The organism is Synoicihabitans lomoniglobus (assembly GCF_029023725.1).
GTDB lineage: Bacteria > Verrucomicrobiota > Verrucomicrobiia > Opitutales > Opitutaceae > Actomonas > Actomonas lomonigloba.
The window spans coordinates 4,563,597-4,588,703 of record NZ_CP119075.1; the positions used below are offsets into that span (position 1 = coordinate 4,563,597).

Annotated in this window: 23 protein-coding genes; 10 read left to right on the forward strand and 13 right to left on the reverse strand. The window is 61.3% G+C overall.

The genetic code is table 11. The features are described 5' to 3' along the window. Position 1: 1 nt before the first annotated feature. Together PXH66_RS17540 and PXH66_RS17545 are read right to left on the reverse strand one after the other, a co-directional pair. Positions 2-1,543 (reverse strand): hypothetical protein, encoded by a 1,542-nt coding sequence (locus tag PXH66_RS17540; RefSeq protein ID WP_330928052.1) that lies wholly within the window; start codon positions 1,541-1,543, stop codon positions 2-4. Between the two features lie 149 nt (positions 1,544-1,692). Then, on the reverse strand, positions 1,693-3,483 hold the full coding sequence (locus tag PXH66_RS17545) for a DNA translocase FtsK (protein ID WP_330928053.1): 1,791 nt from the start codon (positions 3,481-3,483) through the stop codon (positions 1,693-1,695). A gap of 220 nt (positions 3,484-3,703) precedes the next feature. On the opposite strand from PXH66_RS17545, the gene PXH66_RS17550 reads away from it, so the two are divergent. Beyond that, complete coding sequence (locus PXH66_RS17550) at positions 3,704-4,600, forward strand: DMT family transporter (RefSeq protein ID WP_330928054.1); 897 nt, start codon at positions 3,704-3,706, stop codon at positions 4,598-4,600. A 109-nt stretch (positions 4,601-4,709) separates the two neighbouring features. After that, positions 4,710-6,911 carry an SF1B family DNA helicase RecD2 gene (recD2, locus tag PXH66_RS17555; RefSeq protein ID WP_330928055.1) on the forward strand — a complete coding sequence of 734 codons (2,202 nt, stop codon included), beginning with the start codon at positions 4,710-4,712 and terminating at the stop codon, positions 6,909-6,911. Here the strand turns inward: recD2 and PXH66_RS17560 are convergent. The 3 genes from PXH66_RS17560 to PXH66_RS17570 all read right to left on the reverse strand — a co-directional run bounded on the left by PXH66_RS17560 (position 6,905) and on the right by PXH66_RS17570 (position 9,473). Further along, positions 6,905-7,231 carry an antibiotic biosynthesis monooxygenase family protein gene (locus tag PXH66_RS17560; RefSeq protein WP_330928056.1) on the reverse strand — a complete coding sequence of 109 codons (327 nt, stop codon included), beginning with the start codon at positions 7,229-7,231 and terminating at the stop codon, positions 6,905-6,907. The two genes, recD2 and PXH66_RS17560, sit on opposite strands and share 7 nt — an antisense overlap. Beyond that, entirely contained in the window at positions 7,228-7,947 is a 720-nt protein-coding gene (locus PXH66_RS17565) for a class I SAM-dependent methyltransferase (RefSeq protein WP_330928057.1), read from the reverse strand. Before PXH66_RS17565 ends, PXH66_RS17560 begins: the two co-directional genes overlap by 4 nt. Positions 7,948-8,360: 413 nt before the next feature. Then, positions 8,361-9,473, reverse strand: a complete 1,113-nt coding sequence (locus tag PXH66_RS17570) for a DNA-binding transcriptional response regulator (protein ID WP_330928058.1) — start codon at positions 9,471-9,473, stop codon at positions 8,361-8,363. Between the two features lie 259 nt (positions 9,474-9,732). On the opposite strand from PXH66_RS17570, the gene PXH66_RS17575 reads away from it, so the two are divergent. Genes PXH66_RS17575 through PXH66_RS17585 form a run of 3 tightly spaced genes read left to right on the forward strand, consistent with a single transcriptional unit; the run spans position 9,733 to position 11,607 of the window. Beyond that, positions 9,733-10,611: a polysaccharide biosynthesis/export family protein gene (locus PXH66_RS17575; protein ID WP_330928059.1), complete on the forward strand. Its 879-nt coding sequence runs from the start codon at positions 9,733-9,735 to the stop codon at positions 10,609-10,611. Between the two features lie 37 nt (positions 10,612-10,648). Then, positions 10,649-11,197 (forward strand): RNA polymerase sigma factor, encoded by a 549-nt coding sequence (locus PXH66_RS17580; RefSeq protein ID WP_330928060.1) that lies wholly within the window; start codon positions 10,649-10,651, stop codon positions 11,195-11,197. After that, positions 11,194-11,607, forward strand: a complete 414-nt coding sequence (locus PXH66_RS17585) for a hypothetical protein (protein ID WP_330928061.1) — start codon at positions 11,194-11,196, stop codon at positions 11,605-11,607. The genes PXH66_RS17580 and PXH66_RS17585 overlap by 4 nt, the downstream gene beginning before the upstream one ends. Positions 11,608-11,674: 67 nt before the next feature. Here PXH66_RS17585 and PXH66_RS17590 read toward each other — a convergent pair whose 3' ends face one another. From PXH66_RS17590 to PXH66_RS17610, 5 genes are read right to left on the reverse strand one after another with little or no spacing between them, the layout of a single operon-like run. Further along, entirely contained in the window at positions 11,675-12,904 is a 1,230-nt protein-coding gene (locus tag PXH66_RS17590; RefSeq protein WP_330928062.1) for an ABC transporter permease, read from the reverse strand. A gap of 26 nt (positions 12,905-12,930) precedes the next feature. Then, on the reverse strand, positions 12,931-13,701 hold the full coding sequence (locus tag PXH66_RS17595) for an ABC transporter ATP-binding protein (RefSeq protein ID WP_330928063.1): 771 nt from the start codon (positions 13,699-13,701) through the stop codon (positions 12,931-12,933). Between the two features lie 43 nt (positions 13,702-13,744). Continuing rightward, complete coding sequence (locus PXH66_RS17600; protein WP_330928064.1) at positions 13,745-13,930, reverse strand: hypothetical protein; 186 nt, start codon at positions 13,928-13,930, stop codon at positions 13,745-13,747. A gap of 44 nt (positions 13,931-13,974) precedes the next feature. Beyond that, entirely contained in the window at positions 13,975-14,700 is a 726-nt protein-coding gene (locus PXH66_RS17605; protein WP_330928065.1) for a LytR/AlgR family response regulator transcription factor, read from the reverse strand. Continuing rightward, entirely contained in the window at positions 14,697-15,893 is a 1,197-nt protein-coding gene (locus tag PXH66_RS17610; protein ID WP_330928066.1) for a sensor histidine kinase, read from the reverse strand. Before PXH66_RS17610 ends, PXH66_RS17605 begins: the two co-directional genes overlap by 4 nt. 129 nt (positions 15,894-16,022) lie before the next feature. On the opposite strand from PXH66_RS17610, the gene PXH66_RS17615 reads away from it, so the two are divergent. Together PXH66_RS17615 and PXH66_RS17620 are read left to right on the forward strand one after the other, a co-directional pair. Beyond that, positions 16,023-16,979, forward strand: a complete 957-nt coding sequence (locus PXH66_RS17615; RefSeq protein WP_330928068.1) for a ribokinase — start codon at positions 16,023-16,025, stop codon at positions 16,977-16,979. 101 nt (positions 16,980-17,080) lie between these two features. Next, positions 17,081-17,665, forward strand: coding sequence for an acyltransferase family protein (locus PXH66_RS17620; RefSeq protein ID WP_330928069.1), 585 nt, complete (start codon positions 17,081-17,083; stop codon positions 17,663-17,665). 119 nt (positions 17,666-17,784) lie between these two features. On the opposite strand, the gene tnpC is transcribed toward PXH66_RS17620, so the two are convergent. Both tnpC and tnpB read right to left on the reverse strand, forming a co-directional pair. Continuing rightward, the gene (tnpC, locus tag PXH66_RS17625) at positions 17,785-19,335 is read right to left on the reverse strand and encodes an IS66 family transposase (protein WP_330932084.1); all 1,551 of its coding nucleotides are present in this window, start codon (positions 19,333-19,335) and stop codon (positions 17,785-17,787) included. Positions 19,336-19,362: 27 nt separating this feature from the next. After that, entirely contained in the window at positions 19,363-19,689 is a 327-nt protein-coding gene (gene tnpB / locus PXH66_RS17630; RefSeq protein WP_330932085.1) for an IS66 family insertion sequence element accessory protein TnpB, read from the reverse strand. Positions 19,690-20,191: 502 nt separating this feature from the next. Here tnpB and PXH66_RS17635 point away from each other — a divergent pair. Next, on the forward strand, positions 20,192-22,855 hold the full coding sequence (locus PXH66_RS17635) for a M1 family metallopeptidase (RefSeq protein ID WP_330930423.1): 2,664 nt from the start codon (positions 20,192-20,194) through the stop codon (positions 22,853-22,855). A gap of 18 nt (positions 22,856-22,873) precedes the next feature. Here PXH66_RS17635 and PXH66_RS17640 read toward each other — a convergent pair whose 3' ends face one another. After that, entirely contained in the window at positions 22,874-23,128 is a 255-nt protein-coding gene (locus tag PXH66_RS17640) for a hypothetical protein (RefSeq protein WP_330930424.1), read from the reverse strand. 148 nt (positions 23,129-23,276) lie between these two features. Between PXH66_RS17640 and PXH66_RS17645 the strand changes: the two genes are divergently transcribed. Together PXH66_RS17645 and PXH66_RS17650 are read left to right on the forward strand one after the other, a co-directional pair. Then, positions 23,277-24,173: an N-acetylglucosamine kinase gene (locus PXH66_RS17645; RefSeq protein ID WP_330930425.1), complete on the forward strand. Its 897-nt coding sequence runs from the start codon at positions 23,277-23,279 to the stop codon at positions 24,171-24,173. 62 nt (positions 24,174-24,235) lie between these two features. Further along, positions 24,236-25,099 (forward strand): 3-methyladenine DNA glycosylase, encoded by an 864-nt coding sequence (locus PXH66_RS17650; RefSeq protein WP_330930426.1) that lies wholly within the window; start codon positions 24,236-24,238, stop codon positions 25,097-25,099. Positions 25,100-25,107: the final 8 nt, after the last annotated feature.

Genomic DNA, 25,107 nt, shown 5'->3' on the forward strand with positions numbered 1-25,107 from the left:
ACTACTGCCAGAAGATGCGTTTGAGTTTGTTTAAAATGTCGGGCGCCGGAGCGCGGGAGGGAGAGTGATCGGGCTCCGCAGTGCGAGCCGGGCCGGAAAGCGTCGAGCCCGCGGGCGGCACGTCAACGTCGCGTTGCGAGATTTTTGAGGCGGCGGTAACCGTCGATCCCGCCGCCAACCGGTTGCGCTGAATTTCGCGGGCCGTCGCCGCCACGGCTTCATCGGGATCATCAACCGCGTCCTCCACCAACCCGTCGGGCGCGTTGGGGTGATGCAACACCGCCAGACGCACGCTCGCCACCGGATCGCGCGCCATATCGTAGAGGTCCGCTCGTCGCCAATCCGGACAGGCCCGCAAGGCCAGTCGCCGCACCGTGGGCAACGGATCGGCACCAAGCTGTTGCGCCATTTCAGGACTCAGCGCCACGGAGACCCGCTCCTGCATCGCCCAATGCCCCCGAAACTCCGCGCTGTGCTCGATCAGGAAGGTGACGAGTTTTTCATCGAGGTCGTCGCGATAAGCCAAACCCGTGAGCACCGTCGGCAAGCGCGTCGCCGCCAACTCTTCGATAAGATCGACGGGCAACGCCGGATTCAGCGCGAGCGCAGCACACACCGGCTCCTCGGCCAAGGTCACAAAGTATCGCGCGATGACGGCATCCAGCGCCGAATTGGCGGCCAACGCCTTGCGCACCTCCTCGGCGGCGTCCCGCGCCAGCAGGCTTTGCAGACTGCGATGCAGCAAGGGCCGCGAAGCCACCCAGGCGCGTTCGTCGATTTCCCCGTGCGTCATGAGAAACAACAGATCCGGGTCGTCGAGATCGAGATCGGTGCGCGCGATTCGGCGCACGGCCGGATGGGGCGACAATACCATCAGGTGGTAGATCTCGACCGGCATGTTGGAGCGCTGCAGCAGCGCCAGCTGCACGTCCTCGTCTTCGCTCGCCGCCCAGCCTTCGAGCACATCGTCCTCCACCGTCGCGGTCGCGATCACATGGAGACGGACCACCGCGCAGTCGTCGGCTCCGAGCACGAGGGCGACCGGAGCCGGCAACGCCGCCTGACTCGTCAATCGCAGCCGCACCGCCGAATCGTCGTCGATCACCAACGCCGCCTGATGGGGCAGACGTAGCGACGCGCTGCCCGCCACGGCCCGGCGCACCTCGGCGCTGGTATTGCCGACCAGCGTCAACACCTCGCGACTCGGGAGTTGCGGGTGCGTGGCGGCTTGGGCACGCACCGTCGGATCTTCATGCGCGGCGAACCGGATCAGCAGGTGCGGCGGCGTGCGCGGGTTGGCCGCGAGGTGGGCCAATACCGAGCTGGCGGGATTGGAATCAGCTAGCGTTTCCAGCAAGTGACTGGGCGAGAGCGGATACGCCGCGACAAAATCGAGCGCCTCCGGGGCGTCCGGCATCGTGGTGAGTTCCTGCAGGATGCGCGACGGAATCGGCGGCTTGCGAAACGCCGCGCCCACGCGATTCACGCCATCGGATCGGAGGCGTTCGAGCAGAGACTCGGCGGTAAGGGTTTCGTCGGACATCAGGGAATGGGGAAAAGAGACGCAGGTTTAGATTTTGCTCCGCTTGCAATGTAGGCCGCCTGCTTGCAGGCGCTGGCACTCTGAGAGAAAAGCGCCTGCAAGCAGGCGGCCTACATTGCCGATAGTTGTGATAAAATCGGGTGTTACTTTCAGTCGAACTGCAGGTCGCCCGGTTGGACGTAGACCTCGCGCGGATTGGAGCCCACCTGCGGGCCGATGTAGCGACGTTGCTCCATCTCCTCCATGAGCGAGGCGGCGCGGTTGTAGCCGATCTTGAGTCTCCGCTGCAGATAACTGGTGCTCGCGCGGCCGTGCGTCGTGATGACTTCCAACGCCTCTTTTATCATCGGGTCGGCCCCGACCATCGCGGTCTCGCCGTCAATGCTCTCGGACGGACCCGGCGCGTCTTCGTCACGGAGTTCGACGCGGTAACGCGGCGGCACTTGATCCTTGAGAAAACCGACGATGCGTTCGATCTCCGCGTCGTCCACGAACGGAGCCTGGAGGCGTTGCAGTCGTCCGATGCCTGGCGGACTGTAAAGCATGTCACCGCGACCTTGCAGCGACTCCGCGCCCTTGCCGTCGATGATGGTGCGGCTGTCGACTTGCGATGAAACTTGGAAGGCCATCCGTGTCGGGTAATTGGCCTTGATGACGCCGGTGATGACATTGACCGAGGGGCGCTGAGTCGCGAGCACGGTGTGAATGCCCACGGCGCGCGACATTTGCGCAATCCGCGCGATGGAGGTCTCGATCTCGGCGGGCGCGGTGATCATGAGATCGGCGAGCTCATCGATCACGAGCACCATGAAGGGCAGCGGCTTGAACCCTTCCTTGGCGGCCTTGGCGTTGTAACCCGCGAGATTGCGCACGTTTTTCTCGGCGAGAATTTCGTAACGGTGCTCCATCTCGCGCACGAGCCACTTGAGGGCCTGACATGCTTGTTTGGGATCGGTGACGACGGGGTGAATCAAGTGCGGCAGGTCACGGTAAATCGCGAACTCGACGATTTTGGGATCGATGAGCACCAGCTCCAATTCGTCCGGCCGGAACCGGTAGATCAGCGAGAGAATGAGATTGCTGATACAGACCGATTTGCCCGAGCCCGTCGCACCCGCGATCAACGCGTGAGGCGCCCGCGCCAGGTCGCAGATGATGTGGCGACCCGCGATGTCGACGCCGAGCATCAGCGGAATCTCCGCCGTGGTATTGATCCACGCCGGGTTCTCCAGCGACCCGCGGAGCGTCAACGGTGCGGAGTTGCGGTTGGGTATCTCGATTCCGACGTAGTTTTCACCCGGGATGGGAGCCTGAATCCGCACCGCGTTGGCCGACATTGTGAGGGCGATGTTTTTATCGAGCGCCGCAATCGATTCCACCCGGACGCCAAAACCCGGACGCACGCGAAACTGCGTGACGCGCGGACCGACGATGGCGTCGTGCACGAACGCATCGATGGCGAAACTATCGAGCGCGTCCTGCAGGAGCCGTTTGCTCTCGGCCAAATCGGCGGCGCTGGAGAATTCGTGTTCATCGTCGGCCGGTGCCCGCAGCAGATCCAACGAGGGCTTCTGGTAGTCGACCATATCCTCCGACGTAAACGGCGCCGGTAACTCCGCAGCGGCCTCCGTCTTGGCTCCCAAGACCGGCAACGCCACATCCGGTGCCGTGGTGCCATCGCTCGTGTCCTCTCGGGCGGAATCGCGGAGCGACTGGAGGTGGTCCAGCGCATCTTCCAACTGGTCGCGATGCCGCGCCTGCGCCGTGGCGCGTTCCTCGATGCGCGACTCCATCTCTTCGCGCCAAACCGCCAAACGGGCCTCATCCTCCGAGAGCAGATCCTGGGACGCCGTCTCGCCCTCGTGGACAGCATTGGCGGCGACCGAGGAAGCGTCAGCCAAATCGGGCGGATCAACAAAGGGAGAGGACGTGGCGGGCATCGTGGCGGAAAAAACGGCAACGCTAGCGGGGCGAAAGCTTCGCGCGCAAGCGGGAGACCTAATTTCCTGACCTGGTTTATTTTACGGGATTTTCGTGCTTCGCATTTCCGCTTCGCCGCTCGCACTTGCTCATGTCAAACCCGCCTTTTGTCGGCCCCCACTGCTCGGGTGATTTGCCTCCCGAGGTTGACGTTCGACGGGTGCCCCCATCCCGTCCGCCATGCCCGTCTCGCTTCACCTTCTGATCCCGCTCGCGAGCAGCGTCGGCTACGTCGCCGGCGTGCTGCTGCTCAAGCGCAGCGCCGCGTTCGGAATCGGCGTGTGGCGCACCACCTTTCTGGCCAACATTCTGCACGCTGTGTGCATCGCGCCGGCTTGGGCCTTGGGACCGGGGCACGGCGAGGGAGCCGCCTGGTGGCAGCCCATCGTGGCTGGCAGCCTGTTTTTCATCGGGCAAGTCGCCACCTTCAACGCCATCGAACGCGGTGACGTGTCGGTCGCCACCCCGGTATTGGGCTCGAAAATACTCCTCGTGGCACTCTTCAGCGCCCTCTTTCTGCCGGACCCCGTTCCGCTGAAATGGTGGATCGCCGCGGCGCTCAGTGTGACCGCGATTGCCCTGCTCAATCGCCAACCCAAGCGAGCTCACGGAACCGTCGCCACCACCGCCATGGCTCCAACCATCCTGTCCGCCCTCGGCGCGGCCCTGGCGTTCGCATGTTGCGACGTGCTGGTGCAAAAATGGGCCCCGGCCTGGGGACCCGGACGCTTCGTTCCTCTGATGTTTGGGAGCCTCGCGTTGGCATCGTTTGCCCTCATCCCCGTCTTTCGGGCTCCGCTGCGAGAAATTCCTCAACCGGCCCTGCCGTGGGTGCTCGGCGGGGCGACGCTGCTCGGGCTCCAAGCGGTCGGCATCAATCTCACCATTGGCATCTTCGGCGACGCCACCGCCGTCAACGTGGTCTACAGTTCCCGCGGACTCTGGTCGGTGTTGGCCGTTTGGTGGATCGGACATTGGTTTCTCAACGACGAAAAAAAGCTCGGCTCCGCGGTGCTCCGTTTCCGCCTGATCGGCGCCACGCTCATGCTCGCCGCCATCGGACTCGTGTTGGTGTGAAGACTTTACTTTACCTCTCGACCGCGACGCGGGCTTGTCCTCGCGCCGCCATTCGGGTGCATTCGTGTTCCGCTGTGGTTAAACCCGATTCAACTCCCTCGCTTGATCCATGAGCGCTGAGCAACTCACCGGTGTCCTCGAGCGCATCATTTTCTCGAACGACGAAAACCACTACACCATCGCTGAGTTTCGGGCGGGCGACGGAGCCGAAAAGACCACCATCGTCGGCACCCTCCCGGGCGTGCAATGCGGCGAGACGTTGCATCTCGAAGGCCAGTGGACCCATCACAGTCAGCACGGCGCGCAGTTTAAAATCGCCGGGTTCCGCTCCACCCTGCCGTCGACCGTGTATGGGATTCGCAAATACCTCGGCAGCGGCCTCGTGCCCGGCATTGGCAAAGTCTACGCCAACAAAATCGTCGACGTGTTCGGCACCGATACGTTTCGCGTGCTCACCGAAGAAAGCGCCCGCCTGCGCACCGTGCCCGGCATCGGCAAAAAACGTGTCGCCGGCATCAAAGCCGCGTGGGACGAACAACGCGCCTTTCGCGAACTCTACATCTTTCTCCAAACCTACGGCGTCACCAACTCGCAGTGCGTGAAGCTCAACAAAGCCTACGGCGCCGAGGCTCAAAAAATCGTCCAAACCGAACCTTACCGCGCCGCCCGCGAAATCGATGGCATCGGCTTTAAGACCGCCGACCGCATCGCCATCAACCTCGGCTTCGCCAACGACGCCCCGCCCCGCCTTGATGCCGGCCTGATCTACGCGCTCGAAACGCTCCAAGAGGAGGGTCACACCGCCATTCGCGAGGCCGACCTGATCGCGCATGCCGCCGAGATGTTGGAGACCACGAAAGACCGGCTCGAAGCGCGCATCGCCGCGCTCATCGATTCCTTCGCCCTTGTGCGCCATTGGCCCGCCCAGGAAGCCGACCCGTTGCCCGGATCGGGCTTCATCCAGCTGCCGATCCTCAACCGCGCTGAAGAAAAAATCGCGCGCGTCGTGCAACGTCTTGAGGCCGTGCCGTCCGGCTTGCCTCCGATTAAAATCGAAGCCGCCATCACGTGGGCCCAGGAAAAGGCCTCCATTGAATTCGCGGCCAAACAAGCCGAAGGGGTGCGCACCGCCTTGGCCACGAAGATGAGTATCCTCACCGGCGGACCCGGAACGGGCAAGACGACCATCTTGCGCGCGCTGGTGGATATTCTCCGCGCCAAAAAGGTGCGGGTCCACCTCGCTGCGCCCACCGGACGCGCCGCCCAGCGTCTCGCCGAAACCACCGGCGGCTTCGCATCGACGATCCACCGGTTGCTCAAGTTCGATCCGTCAAAAGGACACTTCACGACCAACGAAGATCACCCCCTTGCGACCGACTTCCTCGTTGTCGACGAAGCATCCATGCTCGATACGCGCCTCGCCTCCGCGCTACTGCAAGCGGTGCCCTCGAGCGCCCACTTGTTGCTCGTGGGCGACACCGATCAGCTCCCTTCCGTCGGCGCGGGCAACGTGCTCCAGGACCTGATCGCCACTCAACGCATCGCCGTGACGCGTCTCGATGTCATTCATCGCCAGAAAGGTCAAAGCGGCATCGTCACCACGGCGCACGCCATCAATGGCGGCGACCCGACGCTCCCGCCCACGGTGCCCGAACTCGCCGCGCTACAAGCGTGGAGCGACCTCAACTTCATCCCCGCCACCGACCAACAGGACTGCGTCAACAAAGTCCTCACGCTCTGTCGCGAAACGCTGCCGAAGCTCCACCCCTGGATAAAACCCAGCCAGGACATTCAAGTGCTCGCGCCCATGCATCGCGGCACCGCCGGCGTGGCCAATCTCAACGCCTCGCTCCAGGAAGCGCTCAACGGCGGCCGCCAGGGCATCAAATTCGCCGCCGGTGAATTTCGACCCGGCGACAAGATCATTCAGCTGCGCAACAACTACGATAAAAACCTCTTCAACGGGGACATCGGCGTGGTGGTTTCGACCGACGGCATCAACGGCACTTTGACCGCCAACTTCGACAAGGAGGAACACACCTTTGAGCGCACCGAGTTCGGCGATCTCGGTCTCGCCTACACCATCAGCATCCACAAGTCACAAGGATCTGAATACCCCATCGTGGTCATCCCCTTGCTCAAGGCGCACTTCATGATGCTCCAGCGCAACCTCCTCTACACCGCCATCACGCGCGGCAAAAAGAAGGTCTACCTCGTCGGCGAACCGGCGGCCTACGGCATGGCCGTCCGCAACCACGAAGCCAAAGTCCGCAGCACCCACCTGAAGCAAAAAATCGCCGCGCTTCAGTAGGCTCGCTCGACCTTGCTGATACGCACGGCGAAGTGCTCATACCACCGCGACTTGCCGGTGGCTTGGGCGGCGCGGTGTTCGCCGACGGCTTTCCACGCGCGGATGGATTCGACGTCCTGCCAGTAACTCACCGTGATCCCGAGACCGTCGGAACCACGGGCGCTCTCCATGCCGAGGAATCCGGGTTGCTCTCGCGCCAGTTCCACCATGCGCGTCGCCATGGCGTCGTAACCGTCGGTGTCGGCAGTCAAAGTCGACGTGAAGATGACCGCGTAGTAAGGCGGCTCGGGAGTCTGGGCGATTTCGGCGGAGGCACTCATGAGGAAAGGCGCGTGAGGATGAGGGTGGTATTGCTGCCCACGAAGAACTCGTAGTCGATCGCCACTTCGCGGGCTTCGATTCCGGCATCACGGAGTTCGGCGGTCAGCCGGGTAAGCTCGGCATACGGTTTTCCATCGGGACCGCAAATCGGATGGATGCGCACTTCATCGCGCGCCACCCGCATCAGCTCACGGCACGCGGCGACGTGAAACGCATAGTCGAAACTCGCCGGGTAAAGGAACAGCAGATGGGCACAGAGCACGACGTCGAAGCCGCGATCCAAAAACGGCAGCTGAGGCAACGCAGCGCCGAAATAGCGACCGTGAACAAAGTGCGCATCGTAATCGTTCAGAAACCGTTGAGCCGCGGCGCGGCGATCGCGTTCCGCCGCATCAATCGACGCAAATGACTTGAAGCGAAAGCGCGCTTGGTTGGCGGTTTCGCGCATACGGTTGAACATGTGGCCGTAGTCCAATTGCACGTGAGCGGCGAGTGCCTCGGCGCCCTTGCCATACAGCGGATCGACGGCGACCGCTTCGATCCCGGCCCGGCAGGCTTCGGCGGTGAATGAGGCGGGTCCCGCCGCGACATCGAGCACGGAGCGACCGCACAAGGCATCAAGATCGAGGTCGAAGAACTTCCGATACTCGGTTAGAGATCGCCCAAAAAAAGCGATCGATGGAAGGTCATAAACGGGCGTATCAAAAATTTGCATAGTATTGTTTACGTTTAAGTAGCGTATTTTTGTCACCTAATAGGTGACAAGTGAGTGGGGCATGGGAGTGACCGGGGGAAGGGGGTGGTCGGATACAAAAAAGCCCGACTCGGAATCGAAGTCGGGCTGGGCAGTGGGTCGGGTCAGACGCGGATTGCGTCGTCGGAAGTCAGTTCGACTTCACCATCGCTCAGCCGATTCACACCACCAATTGCAGGGATTCACCGTCATCCGCGCTGTAGCGGAAGCAGCGGGTGCTGCGATGGATGAGGTGGCGATCATGAGCGCAACTACAACAGTGAGAGCTGCCGGCTCTCAAGCTGAAAAAAGTAACCGGCACCGCGTCCTAATTCACGGTGCCGGTCGAATTGGTCGAACCACGACGAACGACCAAAGTTAATGTGCCACAATTTTTAGCCTGTAGCGAGACTATCGGAGCGTTTTCTGAAAAATTGAGCAGAAAATAGCTTTGGTTTGGGCAAGGGCAGTGGGGGAGGGCTGGCCACCGCTTTGGCCAACGCCTTGGGGGGCGGAGGCGGCAATCCGCGACGCATCCGATCCCGGTCGGCAATCGACGCTTCAATTTCCCCAAGTCGCGATTCCCGCTGCCGGATCTGGTTATCGAGTTCCGTGATCAGCATGCGTTGGTCGCGAAAAAGCGCGCGCTCCGACTCGAGAGCGGCCTGGGCCTTCTCAAGGGCGGCCCAGTCCTGGGCAAGCTGAGCGGCGGTCTTGGTCGCCGCCAACGGGGCAAACGGGGGTTCGGTTTCCGCCTGCAGCCGACGGAGGCGGTCCTCATAGGTCCGCAAACCGGCCTCACAATTTTTCAAATCCTCCTGCGTCTCTCTCCAAACCTTCTGTTCTTCCGCGAGCAGCGTTCGGTCGCGTTCGACCTGATCGGCCATCTGCTCGACGTAGGTGCGTTCCCCGGCCAGCTCAGCTCTCTCGTCCGCCAGCAGACGCGCCCGCTCATCGATCGAGATTTGAGCGGCGGCAACCCGCTCGCGTTCACATTGCAATTCGTGCACCGCATGCTTGAGCCGTCCGCAGAGATCGCTCCGATGACGATCCTCCGAGACCGCGTTCAAGTCCGGCTCCAGTTCGGCCACCATTTTTTCAATCTCACCGACATGCAACGACGTGTCATCCTCGGCCACGTCCACGGCGAGCAGCGCCATCACCCGGCGCACGACGGAACGATGATCCCCCGTTAGCGGCAGCACATCGGTAAGTCCCTGACGGATACCCTTTACCACCAAGGATAGCTCCAGTTCTTCGAGCATCATCACGATGAGAAGATGAGGGCAGTTGGCTCGTAGTTCCCCCGCGAGCGCCAGACTGTCCTCGCTGGTAGTGTCGCAGCCCACCAAGGCAAGGTCGAAGGAATCGACGCGCGCCGCCTTGACCATGTTGGGCCCGGGTTCGACGGCCAATACGTCGAATCCAGCTTCGACCAAAAGCACGGCCAAAATGCGACGGGCACCGGTTTCGGCGTGAGCGATGAGAATTCGCTGGGGTGACTTCATGATGAACAGGGCGGTTTCCTGCTCACCATTCCCCATGAACAACTCACCCTAAGCGAACATAATTCTTTTGATTAACAACGCTTTACCAGGCATTTACGTTAGCGGTATTTTTACAATTCGCGTTACCTATGAGTCCCAATCGGGCCGAATAATTTATCGGCCTAGGAAAATTTTTGAGGGTCTCCACCAGTGACGCGCGTGTCTCTTTCTGATGAAGCCCCTATTCCTCCACCGGTCCGTTCACGCCTTTTCGACAGTCGTGGCCCTTTTTCTCGCTTTGTTCTGCTCCTTTGCCACAGCCCAAAGCACCGATTCTCCTCCTCCCTTCCCTTCATCCCAAGCACCGATCCGCTTCGACATCAACTTTCCCGGCGGTTCCGCCCATGCGCTGGTGGAAATGCTTCAGGAAGTCTCTGGGGAACCGGTCAATGCCTTTATTCCTGCGACAGCTAGTCCCTTCGTGCTCCCGCCTCTTAGCTATCGCAACGTGACGGTTGAAGAGGTCTTGGCACCGCTCCGTTGGTTCCAAAACGTGGCCATTCTCCATGATGGCGTGATCAAAAGTCAGCGGGAGGGATATGAGTGGGGGCTGGATCGTGGGATCTGGGTCATGCAGGTGCAAACGGTGACGAACGTTCCGGACATTTTTGAGGTCGAACCTGTCAATATCCGCCGCCTATTGGCTCACTACTCCATCGACGACCTCACCACTGCGGTCGACTCCGCATGGAAACTCCAGGGCGCACCCTCCGAGAGCGCCCTGCTCTTCCATCCCGAAACCTCACTCCTCATTCTCAAAGGGCGTCGCCTCGACCTCGAGACCGCTCGAAAAGTCCTACAGAACCTCGCCATTGATGAGACTGTTCCGGAAGTCCCATCACTCGACGTTCATGTCCTCGGGGCCGTAAACAAGCCCGGCTCCTATGCAGTCCCGGCGAAAGGCACGCTTATCGATGCCATTGCCCAAGCCGGCGGCGTGACAAGGCTAGCCGATAGGCGCAAGGTCACGATACGCCGGGAAAATGAGAGCCCTTCCCCATCGTTCGAAGTAAATCTTTATGACATCCTGAATGGCGCAGCCCCAGCCACATCCCTACAGTCCGGTGATACCATCTTCGTCACAGAGCGAATCCGCTGACCCCCAGCCGTCCTCGCCAGAGAAACCTTCTCATATCGTGGACGAGGGGATCGGCGCGCTCACCCGTGCGATGGGCCGATTGGAGGAGGACGCCTATCGACGGTTTTTTCACGAATACTTCCCGCGGCTGCGCGCTTACGCGCATCGCTTGACCCAAGGGAACACCATCCTTGCCGACGACGTAACCCAAGACACGTTCCTACGCGTGGTTCGCCACATCCGGCCGATCAATTCTTCCGAAGAACTTTGGTGCTGGCTCGTGCTGCTGTCGCGTTGCGCCTTTCTTGATGCGGTGCGCAAAGAACGTCGATACCTGTCCTTGCTGCACAACTACGAAATCGATGCCGAGATCCAATCCTCTCCCAGTCGCAATACCATTGAGGGTCACGAAGCCCTCTCCGCCGCGCTCCGTCGCCTCCATCAGCGCGAACGTCAGATGCTCCTCGCGAAATATCGCGACGACGAGACCAACCATTCGATAGCCCGGTCTCACGGCCTATCCCCCAAAGCTGTGGAATCCCGACTGAGCCGTATCCGGGCCAAGCTCAAAACCATCCTCCCGTCGTCCATTCCCCCTCCCCGATGAATCAGTCCTTTGAACACCGTGCGGAGCAAACCCTGCTAAGGGCGGTGCGTAAGCGTCGAAAACAGCGAAACCGCATCCGAGCCTCTCTCGCCGTGGCGAGCTGCGGCACCGTCACTGCGTTGGCCTTTTGGGTCGGGCGAAGCTCCGATTCGATTAGGCCGCTGGAAGCAACTCCTCTGGCCACGATCACCGATTCTCCGTTTCACGGCAAAGCCTACCATGAAGTCACGACCAGCTCCCGCACCTACACAACCGTGCGCACAACAGCCGAGTCCTCACTCATCGTCGTGCACACCGGTGATGTCGCTCGGCCCATCGCCATCAATGAGCGCGATCTGTTTGCGTTGCTGCCAAACGCATCGATTCGAATCAGCAACGACGATCAACAGGATCTGATTCTGCCGCATTAGGGTGTTTCCAGATGCCGGATACATCGACTGAGCGCCGAAGCCTCCTTCGCGCCAGAATGAATCTGGCTCAAGCCCGGAACATGACGGACTCGCGGTCGAACATTTTTACACAGAGCCAGAGGGCGATGCCCGCATACACGGCGGAGGAGCCGAAGATCAGCGCGATGTAGTGCCAGTTCCATACGCCGGAGAGCATCTCTTTGCATACGAGGCTCAGGTTCATGATCGGGATCATGGCCGTCTTCGCGGTCAACTCGATGCCGGGCAACATGCCCATCGCAGTCGGCATGATGACCACGATCATCAGTGGCGACACGTAGCTCTGCGCCTCCTTGAAACTCTTGGCAAACAGAGCGACCGTCAGCTGCACGGCCGCGAACAACATTGCCACGGGCACCACCATGGCGAACACGCCGACCAAACCGAGCGGGTCGATCAGCATGCCCATGCCACCGCCTTCCGCCCCGGCTCCCGCCCCGGACGCAACCGCTCCACTGGCGAAAACTTTTCCCGCCACCACCGCGCTCACCCCCATCATGACGACCGTCAACGCGACCGTCGCGGCCGAGGCGGCGAGCACCATGAGAAACTTGCCCATCACAATGTTGATGCGGTTAACCGGACTGCACAGCAGCGTCTCCATCGTGCCGCGTTCCTTCTCGCCGGCCGTGAGATCCATGGCGGGATACATGGCGCCGGTGAAGCAGAGGATCACGATCATGTAAGGCACAAATCCACCGACCGCATTACCGCCGACTTTCTCGGGCGGAGCGACGTTTTCGGTCTCCACCTCAAAGGGTTTGGCCAACGTCTCCGGGAGTCCGCGCGCCGCCAGAGCGGACTGCACGGCGTCTTCGCGGTAATCGAAGAGGAAATTGCGCATCTGATTGCGACCCATGTTGGACTTCATCTCCCCCTGGTAGTGGTAAATCTTCAACGTCGGCGCCTTGTCGCCGGTGATGGCGGCGTCAAAGCCCGGCGGGATGTCGACGGCGATGCGGATCTCCTTGTTGGAAACCGCGTCTTTGTAATCGTCGCGCGTCGGCACAATGTTGAACTCCTCGTTGGCCGTGATGGCAGCGACCACGGCGGGCGAATCCTCGCCCCCGATGATCATGACGGAAGATGCCTCCTCCTGAGCTTTGGAGATGACTTTTTTCATCACAAACCCTGCGCCGAAAAACAGCACGGGAATGACGACGGTGGGGACAACGAGGGTCGAAATAAGCGTGCGCTTGTCGCGGACGGAATCGCGAAGTTCTTTGCGAAAAACGGTGCTGATGATGTTCCAGTTCATGGCGTGGGTTCCAGAGTTGAAGAGGGTTAGCTTTCTTGCTTTTCGAGGGCGGCGACGAGGGCGGCTTCGCCACCGACGGCTTTGACAAAGATCTCTTCCATGTCGGTTTCCCCATACTGGGTGGACAGCTCGGCCAAGGTGCCTTCGGCGACAAGTTGACCGTCGTGGATGATGCCGATGCGATCGCAGAGTTTTTCGATCTCACTCATGACGTGGGAGGAGTAGATCACGGTCTTGCCGTTGTCCCGGCACTGGCGCACGAAACGCACGATCGAGCGAGCGGTCATCACATCGAGCCCGAGGGTCGGCTCGTCAAAGATCATCACCTCCGGGTCGTGCACGAGGGTGCGTGCGATCGAGGTTTTTTGCTTCATGCCGGTGGAGAATTTATCGCAGCGACGGTCGAGAAAATCGTGCATATCCAACTCGTCCGCGAGTTGCTTGATCCGCGCCTTGATGGTGCGCGTATCGAGGCCGTTGAGCTCACCGAAATAACTGATCATTTCGCGGGCCGTGAGCCGTCCATACAGGGCGGTGCTGGCGGCGAGGAACCCGACTTGGGCCCGCACGGCGGTCGAGGCTTTCACGACATCGTGGCCGGCCACGATGGCCGAACCACTGGAGGGTTTGAGCAACGTTGCGAGCATGCGCAGCGTGGTGGTCTTGCCCGCTCCGTTGGCCCCGAGCAGTCCGTAGATCTGGCCCGGTTCACAGCGGAAGGTGACGTCGTCTACGGCGCGCACCACGCCGCGCTTCTTATCTTTGAAGGTCTTGGTCAGTTGATTGGCTTGGATCATGGCAAGGAGGAGGGAACAGACTGGCGGGAAAAAAGACGGCGGCTCAGGAGCGATCGCGGCCGCAACGGCTCCGCGGCAGCGAGAGCATGATCGCCACGCCTCCCCCCACCGTGAAGGCCACGCCGGAGTTCATGGCTGCATTCATCGCGAAGCCCACGCCGAGACCGACGATGACGGCAAAGAGGGGGTGGACGCGGGCGTTGAGCACTTGGCAGATTTTGGATTTCATATGGGAGGCAGGACGGCGGGTTAATGGTGGTTCGGGGTTGGTGACTACAGGCTCATGCGTTCGCGAAAGGCCTGGGCTTGGCGGCGACTGAGCTCGACCTTGGCGCCGCCTTTGAGTTCGACGAGGAGTCCGCCGCTGAACCATGGCTCGATTTTTTCGATCCATTGCAGGTTGATCATTTGGCGGCGGTTGGCGCGGAAGAACGTCTTGGTATCGAGGCGCGATTCCATCGCGTTGAGAGAACGAAAAAGCTGGGGCTGCGCATTGTCGAAATGCACCCGGGTGTAGTTGCCTTCGCTTTCGAGCAGGCGGATGCGCTTCACCTCGACGAACCAGCAGTTGTCGCCCTCCCGCACGAAGACCTTGTCGTCAGGATTGAGGATTTCGGGGCGATCAGCCGGATCTCCGGCGGGCAACGCTCCCCGCTCGCGCAAACGCTCGATGGCACTTTCGAGACGGGCGGGGTCGACGGGTTTGAGCAGGTAATCGAGGGCGTTGAGCTCGAACGCCTTCACGGCAAACTCATCATAAGCGGTCGTAAAAATCACCTGCGGCATCGGGGGTTCGAGTGTCTCCAAAAACTCCAAACCCGTTTCGCCGGGCATCTGCACATCGAGAAAAATCAGGTCGGGTTTCAGCTCTTCGAGCTTGGCGCGGGCCTGTTCGGCGTTGGCCGCTTCGCCCACGATTTCGACGCCTTTGACATCGGCGAGGAGGCGGCGCAGTTCGCCGCGGGCGAGACGTTCATCATCAACGAGGAGAGCTTTCATGCGGAAACTTTTGGAGTAACGGAGGCAGAGGGACGAGCAGCACGGCGGCGGTCCGGAGCGGCAAGCTCACGATCGGCGTCTTGCGGCACCACCACCTCGGCCGTGACTTCACCGGGGCCGGACTGGGAGACGGTGAGCGTAGCACTGTCGCCAAAGAGTAATTGCAGACGATCGGACGCATTGCGCAGGCCGACTCCGGTGGACCGGGAGGATTCCTGGGCTGTCGCGGATCGCAAGTTTCCTGGATTACACACCGCGATGCGCAGGTCGCCGTCCCTGATGCGGGCCACGATCGCGATCTCACCGCCAGCCGGCTGGGTCGCAATACCGTATTTGACCGCGTTTTCCACGAGGGTTTGCAGCAACATCGGCGGGATGGAACGACGCAACGTGTCGGGATCCACATCGAGGCGGAGGCGGAGCCGCTCTTCGTGGCGCACCTGTTCCAACGCGAGATAGTCATTAACAACGGTCAGTTCGTCTTCGAAGGAAACGGTCTGTTTGCTGCCGGCTTGCAGCGAATAACGCAGCATGTTGGCCAACTGGGTGACGGCTTCGCGGGCGCGGCTCGGGTCTTCGTCAATCAACGCCCGCACACTGTTGAGCGAGTTGAACATGAAGTGGGGATTCACCTGTGACTTCAAAGCCCGCAGCTCGGCATCCTTCACCACGGTGGCCAAACGGAGGCGCTCAATTTCCGACCGATTGAAGCGGTCGAACACGTGGTAGACGAAATAGAACGACATCCAGGCACCGAAAACGAACGTGCCGTTGATCACACTGATACACATCAACAAGAACGGGTTGATCTTATCAGGAAACGTCTCCTGCAACACGCCGTAGGACCAGCCGTAGCCGACGATCGACCACACCAACGACATCAAGAACGTCATGATGAGCGCACGCGGCAACAGCTTCAGCCAGCCCATCTCTTTCCAGCCCCACCGCTCGAAATACACCCGGGCGTAGTGAGAAATCAACCAACCCAGCAGCGCGATCATCACGATCTGCGCATCATCAGAGACAGACACTGCCCTTTCCTTACCAGATTGGACAATGTGAACGAAGATGAGCTGCATCGCCAGAAACCCCAGCCAGCCGATCGTTTGGCACATCACATACAAACGCCCCTTGGCGCGTTCGCGCTTGGCGGCGACAACGGGGTCCGTAAATGGCGGGGCTGAGTCGATCACAACGCCACGTTACATCAAAACACCCGACCGGGCGCAAACTTTGGACAAACGGTGGCTGCTCCGGGACGAACGGCAGGGCGGGCCAACTTCATACTTTTTACTTCCGTCTTCTTGCCTATGTTATCTCCCATGACCCCGCCCCAAGTCGTCGTCGTCGGCAGCTATGTCATCGACCTGTGTTTCAATTGTGAGCACTTCCCCGCCCCCGGCGAAACCCTTGCCGGCACTTCCCGCACCGGCCCGGGAGGCAAGGGCTCCAACCAAGCTGTGGCCGCAGGTCGCGCCGGCGCCCCAACGCTGTATGTCGGAGCCATCGGCGACGACGCCTTCGGTCGCGATGCCCAGGCCTTTTACGAACGCGAAGGCATCGCCACGCACTGGGCGGTCAAAAGCACCCAACCGACCGGCTCGGCCGCCATTCTGGTCAACGCCGAGGGGCAGAACCAGATCATCGTCGCCCTCGCCGCAAATCTGAAGCTCGCCAAGTCCGACCTGCCCGCCATCGCGATCGACGGTGCCCGCATGGTGATTTGCCAACTCGAGGCCAACCTCCCCGCCACCACGCACGCGTTGAAACTCGGCCGCGACGCCGGGGCCCTGACGATTCTCAACCCCGCCCCCCTGCGGCCGGACTTCAAGGCGACGATGCTCAAGCACGTCGACATCCTCATTCCCAACGAGACCGAGTTCGTCGAACTCATCAACCGGCTCGGCCTGCATCCGGGGAAAAAACCGCTCACCACCACAGCGATGCTGAAGCTTCCGCCCGCCAAGCTCCACGCCCTCTGCGGCACCATTGGCGTGCCCGTAGTGATCGTCACCCTCGGGATGCGGGGCTGTTTCATTTCCCGGGCCGACGGCTACGTCGAAGTGCCGGCGTTTCAGGTCAAAGCAGTCGACACCACCGGGGCCGGCGACGCTTTTGTGGGCGGATTTGCCGCCGGACTGCTCGAACACGACGGCGATCTCGCTGCCGCCGCCCGCCATGGTTGCGCCGTCGCCGCGCTTTCGGTGACGAAGCCGGGCACGGCTCCCTCCATGCCGACGCGCGCCGCGGTCCAGCGATTCCTGCGCCGCCAACGCTGACACCTTCTCTTTCGAACGGTAAGCTTTGCCGTCGAGATGGTTGTATTCCAATCCTCGGGACCTCTTGCTCGATCATCAGCCAATTATGGCAAACCTTCCCTATGACGACGCCGCTTCGAACCCTAACTATCGATGGATTGCGTGGCTTGGGGGCGGTAATGGTGGTGATATTCCATATAAATGAAGGGCCACTAAATCCGGCCGACACCTATCACAACGTCGTGAAGTTGGGATGGCTAGGAGTTCCGGTCTTTTTCGTCGTGAGTGGTTTCTGTATCTCCAACGCCACGAACACTTGCGCCGGGTTGGCCTTTTTTGCCCGCAGGTTTCTCCGCATTTATCCTCCTTATTGGGTAAGTCTTTTAGTCGTGCTGGCCGTAGTTGCAGTTCGAGTTTTTCAAATTGGAACGAACGATGTTACCGCGCTTCCACATGATTTAAAATCCGTGCTCTACACCGCTCTGGCTTTCGTGGGAGACGTTTCTGGTGTGACCAGTATGAACTGGGTATATTGGAGTCTTGGCTACGAATTAGCCTTCTACCTCCATTTTGGGGCTCATACCGCGCAAAAGCCTATATTGGACTGTCACCGGTGTATCGCTCCTGGCTCTCGCCGTTCCCGTATTTCCTTTGGATCAATGGAATCTTTTCGCGGTCGGCGTCGCGATCAGCTGGCTGGTAAATGATGGTTTCCGACGTGCCATGCCGCTATTGGTCATTAGCGTTGTGGGAATAATTCTCCACATGGATTGGACTGTTGTTGGGTAAGCGTCCGTTCTACCGCGTATGCGGAAGGGGTTGACGCTCAGGCCGCGGGTTTCCAGTCGCGCGGGGTAAGTTTGGCGGCAGCGACTTGGTGATTGGTCATGCCGGGCAGGCGACGGAGCACGTCGTTGAGGTAAGCGAGAGGTTCGACGTTATGGCGGCGGCAGCATTCGAGGATGGTGTAGATGATCGCAGCGCGCTTGCCCGCACCGGGGTGCCCAATGAACAACCAGTTCTTGGCCCCGAGTTTGGTGGGGCGGATGGCTTGTTCGGTGAGGTTGTTGTCGATGCGCGTTTGCCCGTGCTGCACGTATGCGGTCAGCTTGCTCCACTGGGATCGGGCGTAACCGATGGCATCAGCGATGGCGGTTCTGGGCATGTGCGTGTCGATATCTTCGTCCAATGACTGCCTGATCTGTGCGAGGACTGGCACACTGCGTTCGGCCCGGATCTCCGCGACCTGCGCCACGCTCGCCTCGGCCGGCAATGACGCTTCGATCGCGTAGAGATCGCGGATGAGCACCAAGTAATGCGCCGCCCCGGATTCACCGGCTTGGTAGGCGTCGTAGAACCGTCGACGCGCGTGCGCCCAGCATCCGAGTTGCGTGATCTCGCGACCCTCGCTCACCCGGTCGTAGACTTGGTAGCCGTCGCTTTGCAGCAGACCGGTAAACTCGCACACGATGGCCTCGGCCGCGGCTTTACCCCGGCCCAGCGACCAATCAAAGCACAGGTCTCCTCCTGGATGTCCATAAACCCAGAGGTAACCGCGGCTACTTTGTCCTTTGCGATCCGGGTCAAGATAACGGATCGGCGTCTCATCGATCTGCAAGTAGTCGCCTCCGATCAATCCCTGCCGGATCGAGTGGTAGATGATTAACAGCCAGTTCTCGATGGCGTATCCGGTCCAGTCGCACAGGCGCTGACGCGGTAGCTTCACGCCGAAGCGTTGCTTGAAGCTTTTCTCCAATCGGTAGAGAGGAAGGTGGTCCACATATTTGGCCACCAAGAGGAACGCGATCAAACCGGCGGCGGGTAGTCCGCCCGGGATCACCCGGGCCGGTAGCGGCGCAATGAAGGGCGCCGCTGCGGCTTGCCCCTTGCGTTTAAACTTCGGTCGCACGATCCGGCGACGGATCACCTTCATCGGCTGGACATCGAGTTCTTCGGTCACTTCTTCACCGATGCGCTCGTAGGCCTCCGGTTCGGCCCGCACCTCCTCCGGGATGATTTCCTCGGTGATCGTCTCCAGGTCTTCGGGCAGTCGGGCCTGCGACTCCTCCGCCTGAGGTCGACGGCGGGCGTAGCCAATCACCTCCTTGGGCACCTCCTCCTGCTGCGCGCGTTCCCGCTCCATCTCGTCGAGAGCCAAGTTCAACTGCGCCTCGCTGACCTGCTCACCCCGCGACTGTCCGAACAGCTTGCGTTTCAGGGCCTCCAACTGGCGCTGCATGTAAGCCATCTCCGCATTGAGCGCCTTTAGCTCCGTGCCTAATACATGGTTTTCTTGCTCCAGTCGTTCGCATTCAAGACGCAGAACCTGCGCCTCATCATCCTCCTGAAGATCGGTTGGTGGATTAACTGTCGCCACTATACGGATACAGTATCCGGCCTCCCGCTATTGGCCAGCCAAAGTGCGCTTTAGACGTAACTTTTTCACGTCTCCACCCGCGATCAGCCACGCAAGTTCATCACGCGTCAGCCGCTCCTGACCGTCCGGACTTTCCGGCCACGCAAACCGCCGGTGATGCAGACGTCGCGTGCCGCACCAAACACCCGTCGCATCGACGACGAGGAACTTCAGCAGGCCTCTTGACCGGTTTGAAAACACGTAAAGCGCTTCCGGCTCCGGCCGGCCCACCAACGTCCGCAAGCTGTTCGCTCCTTTGCGCAAATCCACCACGCCACCATACACGTAAATCTGTTCCGCTTCGATTCGAGCCATCCCGCCACTCTACCAACCCGAAGCCCTCCCGACTACCACGTGCTAGGACGGACGCTTACGTTGTTGGGGCCGGCATGTTCACCGCATCGCTCTTATTATGGCCACTTCCCAACCGGTTTGCGCCTGCACTCAGATTCTTCCGACCAGTCGGACTATCGTCCTACAGCCTGTATCTGATCCACGTCCCGATCTCCTGCTACCTTTTACCAGGACTATTCCCTGTGCTGAACACAGGAGACTCTCTACTCACACAAATCGTGATCGATATCATTCTGTTATTCTCGAGTTTCGGAGTAGCTATATTGATGTATCGGTGGGTTGAGGTCCCATCCCACGCGTTTGCCCGTCGTGTTTCCCTTCGAATCTCCAAAATTTAGGGACTTCCGTTACCGGATTACATCCACGAGCAAAGGCTGAGTATATAGTCTGCCGCACACCGAACAAATCGATTGAGGTGCGTCTACTCATTGACCCCGCCGCACTTTTGGGGGATGCCGGTGTCATGAAATATCGTTGGGGACGCCGGGGCATCGTGGCCCTTGCCATCGTCCTATGCTCCACCAGTGCCCGCGCCGAGGCGCCGTTCAACTTCGAGACCAATCCGGGCAACCTGCCCAAGACGATTGTGCCGACTCATTACCGCGTGCGCATCGAACCCGATTTGCCGGCTCGCACCATCCAAGGCGAGGTGCGCATCGATATCGAGGTGCGAGCGACGGTCGACGCCATCGTGCTCAATGCCAACGAGCTGACTATCGATCGCGCCACCCTCCTGCCCGCAGGCGACTCGCCCCACGACGACCCGGTGGCATTGACCGCCACGCTCGACGCCGACTTGCAACAACTGTCGCTCGCCGGGCCGGAGCCGCTCGCTCCCGGAGCATATGTCATCGAAATCACGTATCGCGGCATCATCCACCCCAACGCCGAGGGATTCTTCTTTGATCGCTACCCCACCGCGTCCGGTGAGAAGGAAATGTTCGGCACCCAAATGGAAGTGCTGGAAGCCCGCCGCGCTTTGCCTTGCTGGGACGAACCCGCTTTTCGGGCGACCTTTGACGTCACGCTCGTCGTGCCCGCATCGTTCACCGCATTCTCCAACATGCCGGCCACGGGCGAAACGCCACTGCCCGGGGATCGCAAGGCCGTGAGCTTCGCCCGCACCCCGAGCATGTCGAGCTACCTGCTGGCATTTTTCGGCGGTGAATTGGAGACCATCGAAGCCGACCACCACGGCACGCGGCTCATCATCGCCTTCACCGAAGGCAAGACGGCCACGGCCGGCTACGCGTTGGAATCGACCAAGCGCATCCTCGACTACTACGCCGACTATTTCGGCGCACCCTACCCGTTGCCCCAACTCGTGCAAATCGGCGTGCCCAACGCCTTCTCCAATTTCGGCGCCATGGAAAACTGGGGCTGTATCTCCTATATCGATACGCTGCTCCTTTACGATCCGGCCGTGATGTCGCAGACCGACAAGGAGTGGGTATTCAAGGTCATCGCCCACGAGATCGCCCACCAGTGGTTTGGCAACCTCGTGACCATGGGCTGGTGGGACAACCTCTGGCTCAACGAGGGATTCGCCAGCTGGTTGGAAACCAAGTGCACCAACGACCTCAATCCCACCTGGAACACGTGGCTGCGGGCCAACTCCGACAAAGAACGCGCCCTCGCGCTCGACGCCCGCCAATCCACCCACGCCATTCAATTGCCCGGCGTCACCGAGACTTCGGCCATGGACGCGTTCGACACCATTTCCTACGAAAAGGGCAAGGCCTTCGTGCGCATGCTGGAGGCGTTTCTGGGCGAGACTCCTTTCCGGGACGGCATCCGACTCTACATGCAACGCCACGCGCTGAGCAATACCACCACCGCCGACCTCTGGGCCGCCCTCGCGGAGTCATCGGGTCAACCAGTGACCGCCATTGCCGCCGGCTGGACCGAACAGCCGGGATTTCCCATTGTCTCCGCCACCGTATCCGACGACCGCCTGCATCTGGACCAGCAGCGCTTCATTCTGGATGACCCGCAGGCCGAAAATTTGTCGTGGTCGATTCCCGTGACCTTTGCGCCATACGATCAACTCACGTCCCCTTCCAGCCATCTGCTCGCCGCCACGCCGGCAGACCTGCCATGGCCGGGCGACCGCTCCGCCCCCAAACTCAACGTCGGCGATACCGGCTTTTACCGCGTCCTCTATGACGAGGCCACTCTGAGCGCGCTCATTGCGGCACTGCCGACCCTTCCCGTTGCCGACCAACTCAACCTGCTCGGTGACACGTGGGCCCTCGTGCTCGCGGGTCGCGTCGCCGCCACGGACTACCTCGACATCGTCCTCGCCCTCCGCCACAGCACCGCCCAACCCGTGTGGGAGACCATGCTCCGATCCCTCGGCACCATCGACTCCTGGCAACAACGTCAACCGGGCCGCTTCGCCTATCAGTCATGGCTCGTCGAACTCCTCACGCCCCAGCTCGATCACATCGGGTGGGACGCTACTCCCGGCGAATCCCCCTTGCTCGGCACCCTGCGCGCCCGACTGATCAACATCCTCGCAAAAAGCGGCGACGAAGCGACGATCGCCGAGTGCCAGCGCCGCTTTGCCCGCTACCAAGAAGATCCGACCAGCCTGTCCGGCGACCTGCGCCCGGCCGTCTTCAACACGGTGGGCCGCTACGCCGATGAAGCCATGTATCGACGGCTTCACGATCTGGCTCGCGCCGCCCCCACCACGGCGGAAAAACGACGGGCCTATGGTGCCATGCAGCACGCCCTCGAACCCGCCCTCGCCCGACGCACGCTCGAACTGACACTGGGCGACGAACTCTCCACCTCCGAGCGCAACGCCAATGTTCAACGCGTCGGCGTCTACGGCGAGCACCTCGATCTCGCGTGGGAATTTGCCGTGGCCCACGCCGCCGAACTTCTCGCCGCCCAACCCGCGTTTGGCGTCAACTCCTACCTGCCTGAGATCGTGCAAAACGCGACCGACTCGCGCTATGCCCACGAACTCGAACAAGTGACCCGTGAACACCTCGGTGAAGCAGGCGAAGCCGAAGCCGCGAAGGCGACCAGTCTCATCCGGCTCAATGCCGCCGTGAGCGAGCGCGAGCTGCCGCGTATCGATGCGTGGGTGGCTCGACGCGTGACTCCGCGAAGCTGACCGGCCTGGTCGGGTCGGTCAGGTCGCGGTGCGATTGTCGCTCTTGAAGTGCGCCTTGCGGCGGTTCTCGGCTTGTTGGCGCCGCGACGCTTCCTCGGCCGAGTTCTTGCGCACGATCATGCCGCTCGCGCGCTGCACCCCGGCTTCATCGGCGGCGGCGGCGGCGGCGGCGGCAAACAAGACCAGGCGCTCCGCTCCGGGCGCCAGGCGATGCGCCGGATAACCGGCGTGGCGAACCAACCAACGAATAACTGCGGGAGATGACGAGGACATGAGCGTAGACCACCCACGAGTAAGTCTCCTCCCGCACAAAGCGAGCGCGCAAATGGCGGCGCGGGGTGGCGCGACCGCCGACGGCTCGCGAGGCCCGCCATGACCTCGGTTCATTTTAGGCCTGCATTGGGCAACATCCCCGTATTGCGTGCGTTCTGTGGGTAGCACCTATCGCATCGGCGTCGACGGCGGCGGAACCAAAACCGAACTCATCCTGATCGATGAGACCGGTGCCATCGTCACCCGTCACCTCGCCCCCGGCTGCAATCCCAATATCGCCGGCCCCGAACAAGCCCGCGCCATCATTCTCGAAGCCCTGGGCCAGATCCATCGCGAGCCCGTGATCAGCACGCACCTCTACATGGCGGGCGCGCCGAGCTGGTGGCGGGAATTTGCCGCCGATCTCCGCGATTTCGGCACCGTCTCGTCGCACCATGATGCGCTGCCGGTGCTCGAGCTGGCCACCAGCGGTCGACCGGGTTTGGTGCTGCACGGCGGCACGGGTTCTTTCGTGGCCGCTCATGCTCCCGACGACACGGTGCACTACGCTGGCGGCCTCGGCTGGCGGTTCGGTGATCCGGGAAGTGGATACGACTTGGGGCGGCGCGTGATCGCCCGCGGGCTGCTGGAACTGCAGGGTTGGGCCCCGCTCACCCGGTTCGGCCCGTTGGTGCAACATCAGTCGGGTCTGCCGGTGGACGAAACGACCGTCACCGCGCTTACCCGGCATTTTTACCAGAACCGCGACCCAAATAAAACCATCGCCGCGCTGGCTCCGGCCGTGCTCCACCTCGCCACCGAAGGCGATGAAGCCGCCCGAACCATGGTGCTGGAATCGGCGAAACCGCTGCTGGATCTCGCGCTCCAAGTGGCGACACGGTTGTTTCCCGCCACCCCACTCGACGCCCTGCCCGCCGGTCTGAGCGGCCCCATTCTCACGCACCCCGCCGTGCAGGCGGCGCTGGTGCCGCGATCACCGTTACCACTCACTCCCATCACCGAGGCTCCCATCATGGGCGTGCACCGGTTGATGACGCGTGATTGACCCGGAGGCCGGCAAGGCCCTTGCCTAGCGCTGTGGTCGCTGCGTCTACCAAATCTCCCGTCGTGCTCGCCGAATCCGTTTGGCAGGAGCAACGCCGTGCGCACGAGGCGCGGGTCGATCGTTTGATCGACGGCCAACGTGAGCGCGCCTCGCGCGGACAAAAGCACCCGGTGAAGGATTTCCTGTTCACCTACTATTCGTTTCGTCCCGCCTGGTTGCGCCGTTGGCATCCGGGACCCGGCGTGATTCTGGCCGGGAACACGGCCCGGGATTTCCTGCGCTGGTCGGAATACCGGGAAGTCGGTCAAGGTGTGCAAATCGAACCGGCGGCGCTCCCGGATAAACGACGGGCCTTCGCCCGTTGGCTGGAAACATTTCTCTCCACCACTGCCGCGCGGCCCGCGTTCTTCGGCTGTTTCGGCTGGCACGAATGGGCGATGGTCTATCGTCAGGCCCCGGAGGAGATCCGACACAACGCACACCCGCTGCGATTCCCGCCCGACGAGATCGCCCGCATCGTCGAGAGTGGTCCCGGGTGCTGCACGCACTACGATGCCTTTCGGTTTTTCACCACCTCGGCCCGCCCGCTCAATCGCCTGCAACCGACCCGGGAATCCGCCGTGGAGCTGGACCAACGGGGCTGCCTGCACGCCAACATGGATCTCTACAAGTGGGCGTATAAACTGGCGCCGTTCACGCCGTCGGAGCTCATCGCCGACTGCTTTGAGCTCGCTCGGGCCATTCGGGAAGTCGACATGCGTGCGAGTCCCTACGATCTGCAACACTTGGGTTATTCTCCGATCAAGATCGAGGAAGCCGCCGGGCGAACGGAATACGAAACCCTCCAACGCGACTTTGCCGCGAAGGGTCAGCCGCTCCGCGCACGCCTTTTGAACGTGACGCAAAAACTGACGCGGAAGCCGTGAGGCGGCGG

What these genes read in the sequence shown, in the direction of transcription:
- PXH66_RS17600 (WP_330928064.1), bottom strand. Translation starts at nt 13,930, where the DNA reads ATGAAATCCAAAATCTGCCAAGTGCTCAACGCCCGCGTCCACCCCCTC.
- recD2 (WP_330928055.1), top strand. Translation starts at nt 4,710, where the DNA reads ATGAGCGCTGAGCAACTCACCGGTGTCCTCGAGCGCATCATTTTCTCG.
- PXH66_RS17620 (WP_330928069.1), top strand. Translation starts at nt 17,081, where the DNA reads ATGACGACGCCGCTTCGAACCCTAACTATCGATGGATTGCGTGGCTTG.
- PXH66_RS17545 (WP_330928053.1), bottom strand. Translation starts at nt 3,483, where the DNA reads ATGCCCGCCACGTCCTCTCCCTTTGTTGATCCGCCCGATTTGGCTGAC.
- PXH66_RS17615 (WP_330928068.1), top strand. Translation starts at nt 16,023, where the DNA reads ATGACCCCGCCCCAAGTCGTCGTCGTCGGCAGCTATGTCATCGACCTG.
- PXH66_RS17635 (WP_330930423.1), top strand. Translation starts at nt 20,192, where the DNA reads ATGAAATATCGTTGGGGACGCCGGGGCATCGTGGCCCTTGCCATCGTC.
- PXH66_RS17605 (WP_330928065.1), bottom strand. Translation starts at nt 14,700, where the DNA reads ATGAAAGCTCTCCTCGTTGATGATGAACGTCTCGCCCGCGGCGAACTG.
- PXH66_RS17540 (WP_330928052.1), bottom strand. Translation starts at nt 1,543, where the DNA reads ATGTCCGACGAAACCCTTACCGCCGAGTCTCTGCTCGAACGCCTCCGA.
- PXH66_RS17590 (WP_330928062.1), bottom strand. Translation starts at nt 12,904, where the DNA reads ATGAACTGGAACATCATCAGCACCGTTTTTCGCAAAGAACTTCGCGAT.
- PXH66_RS17550 (WP_330928054.1), top strand. Translation starts at nt 3,704, where the DNA reads ATGCCCGTCTCGCTTCACCTTCTGATCCCGCTCGCGAGCAGCGTCGGC.
- PXH66_RS17640 (WP_330930424.1), bottom strand. Translation starts at nt 23,128, where the DNA reads ATGTCCTCGTCATCTCCCGCAGTTATTCGTTGGTTGGTTCGCCACGCC.
- tnpB (WP_330932085.1), bottom strand. Translation starts at nt 19,689, where the DNA reads ATGGCTCGAATCGAAGCGGAACAGATTTACGTGTATGGTGGCGTGGTG.
- PXH66_RS17595 (WP_330928063.1), bottom strand. Translation starts at nt 13,701, where the DNA reads ATGATCCAAGCCAATCAACTGACCAAGACCTTCAAAGATAAGAAGCGC.
- PXH66_RS17560 (WP_330928056.1), bottom strand. Translation starts at nt 7,231, where the DNA reads ATGAGTGCCTCCGCCGAAATCGCCCAGACTCCCGAGCCGCCTTACTAC.
- PXH66_RS17585 (WP_330928061.1), top strand. Translation starts at nt 11,194, where the DNA reads ATGAATCAGTCCTTTGAACACCGTGCGGAGCAAACCCTGCTAAGGGCG.
- PXH66_RS17565 (WP_330928057.1), bottom strand. Translation starts at nt 7,947, where the DNA reads ATGCAAATTTTTGATACGCCCGTTTATGACCTTCCATCGATCGCTTTT.
- PXH66_RS17570 (WP_330928058.1), bottom strand. Translation starts at nt 9,473, where the DNA reads ATGAAGTCACCCCAGCGAATTCTCATCGCTCACGCCGAAACCGGTGCC.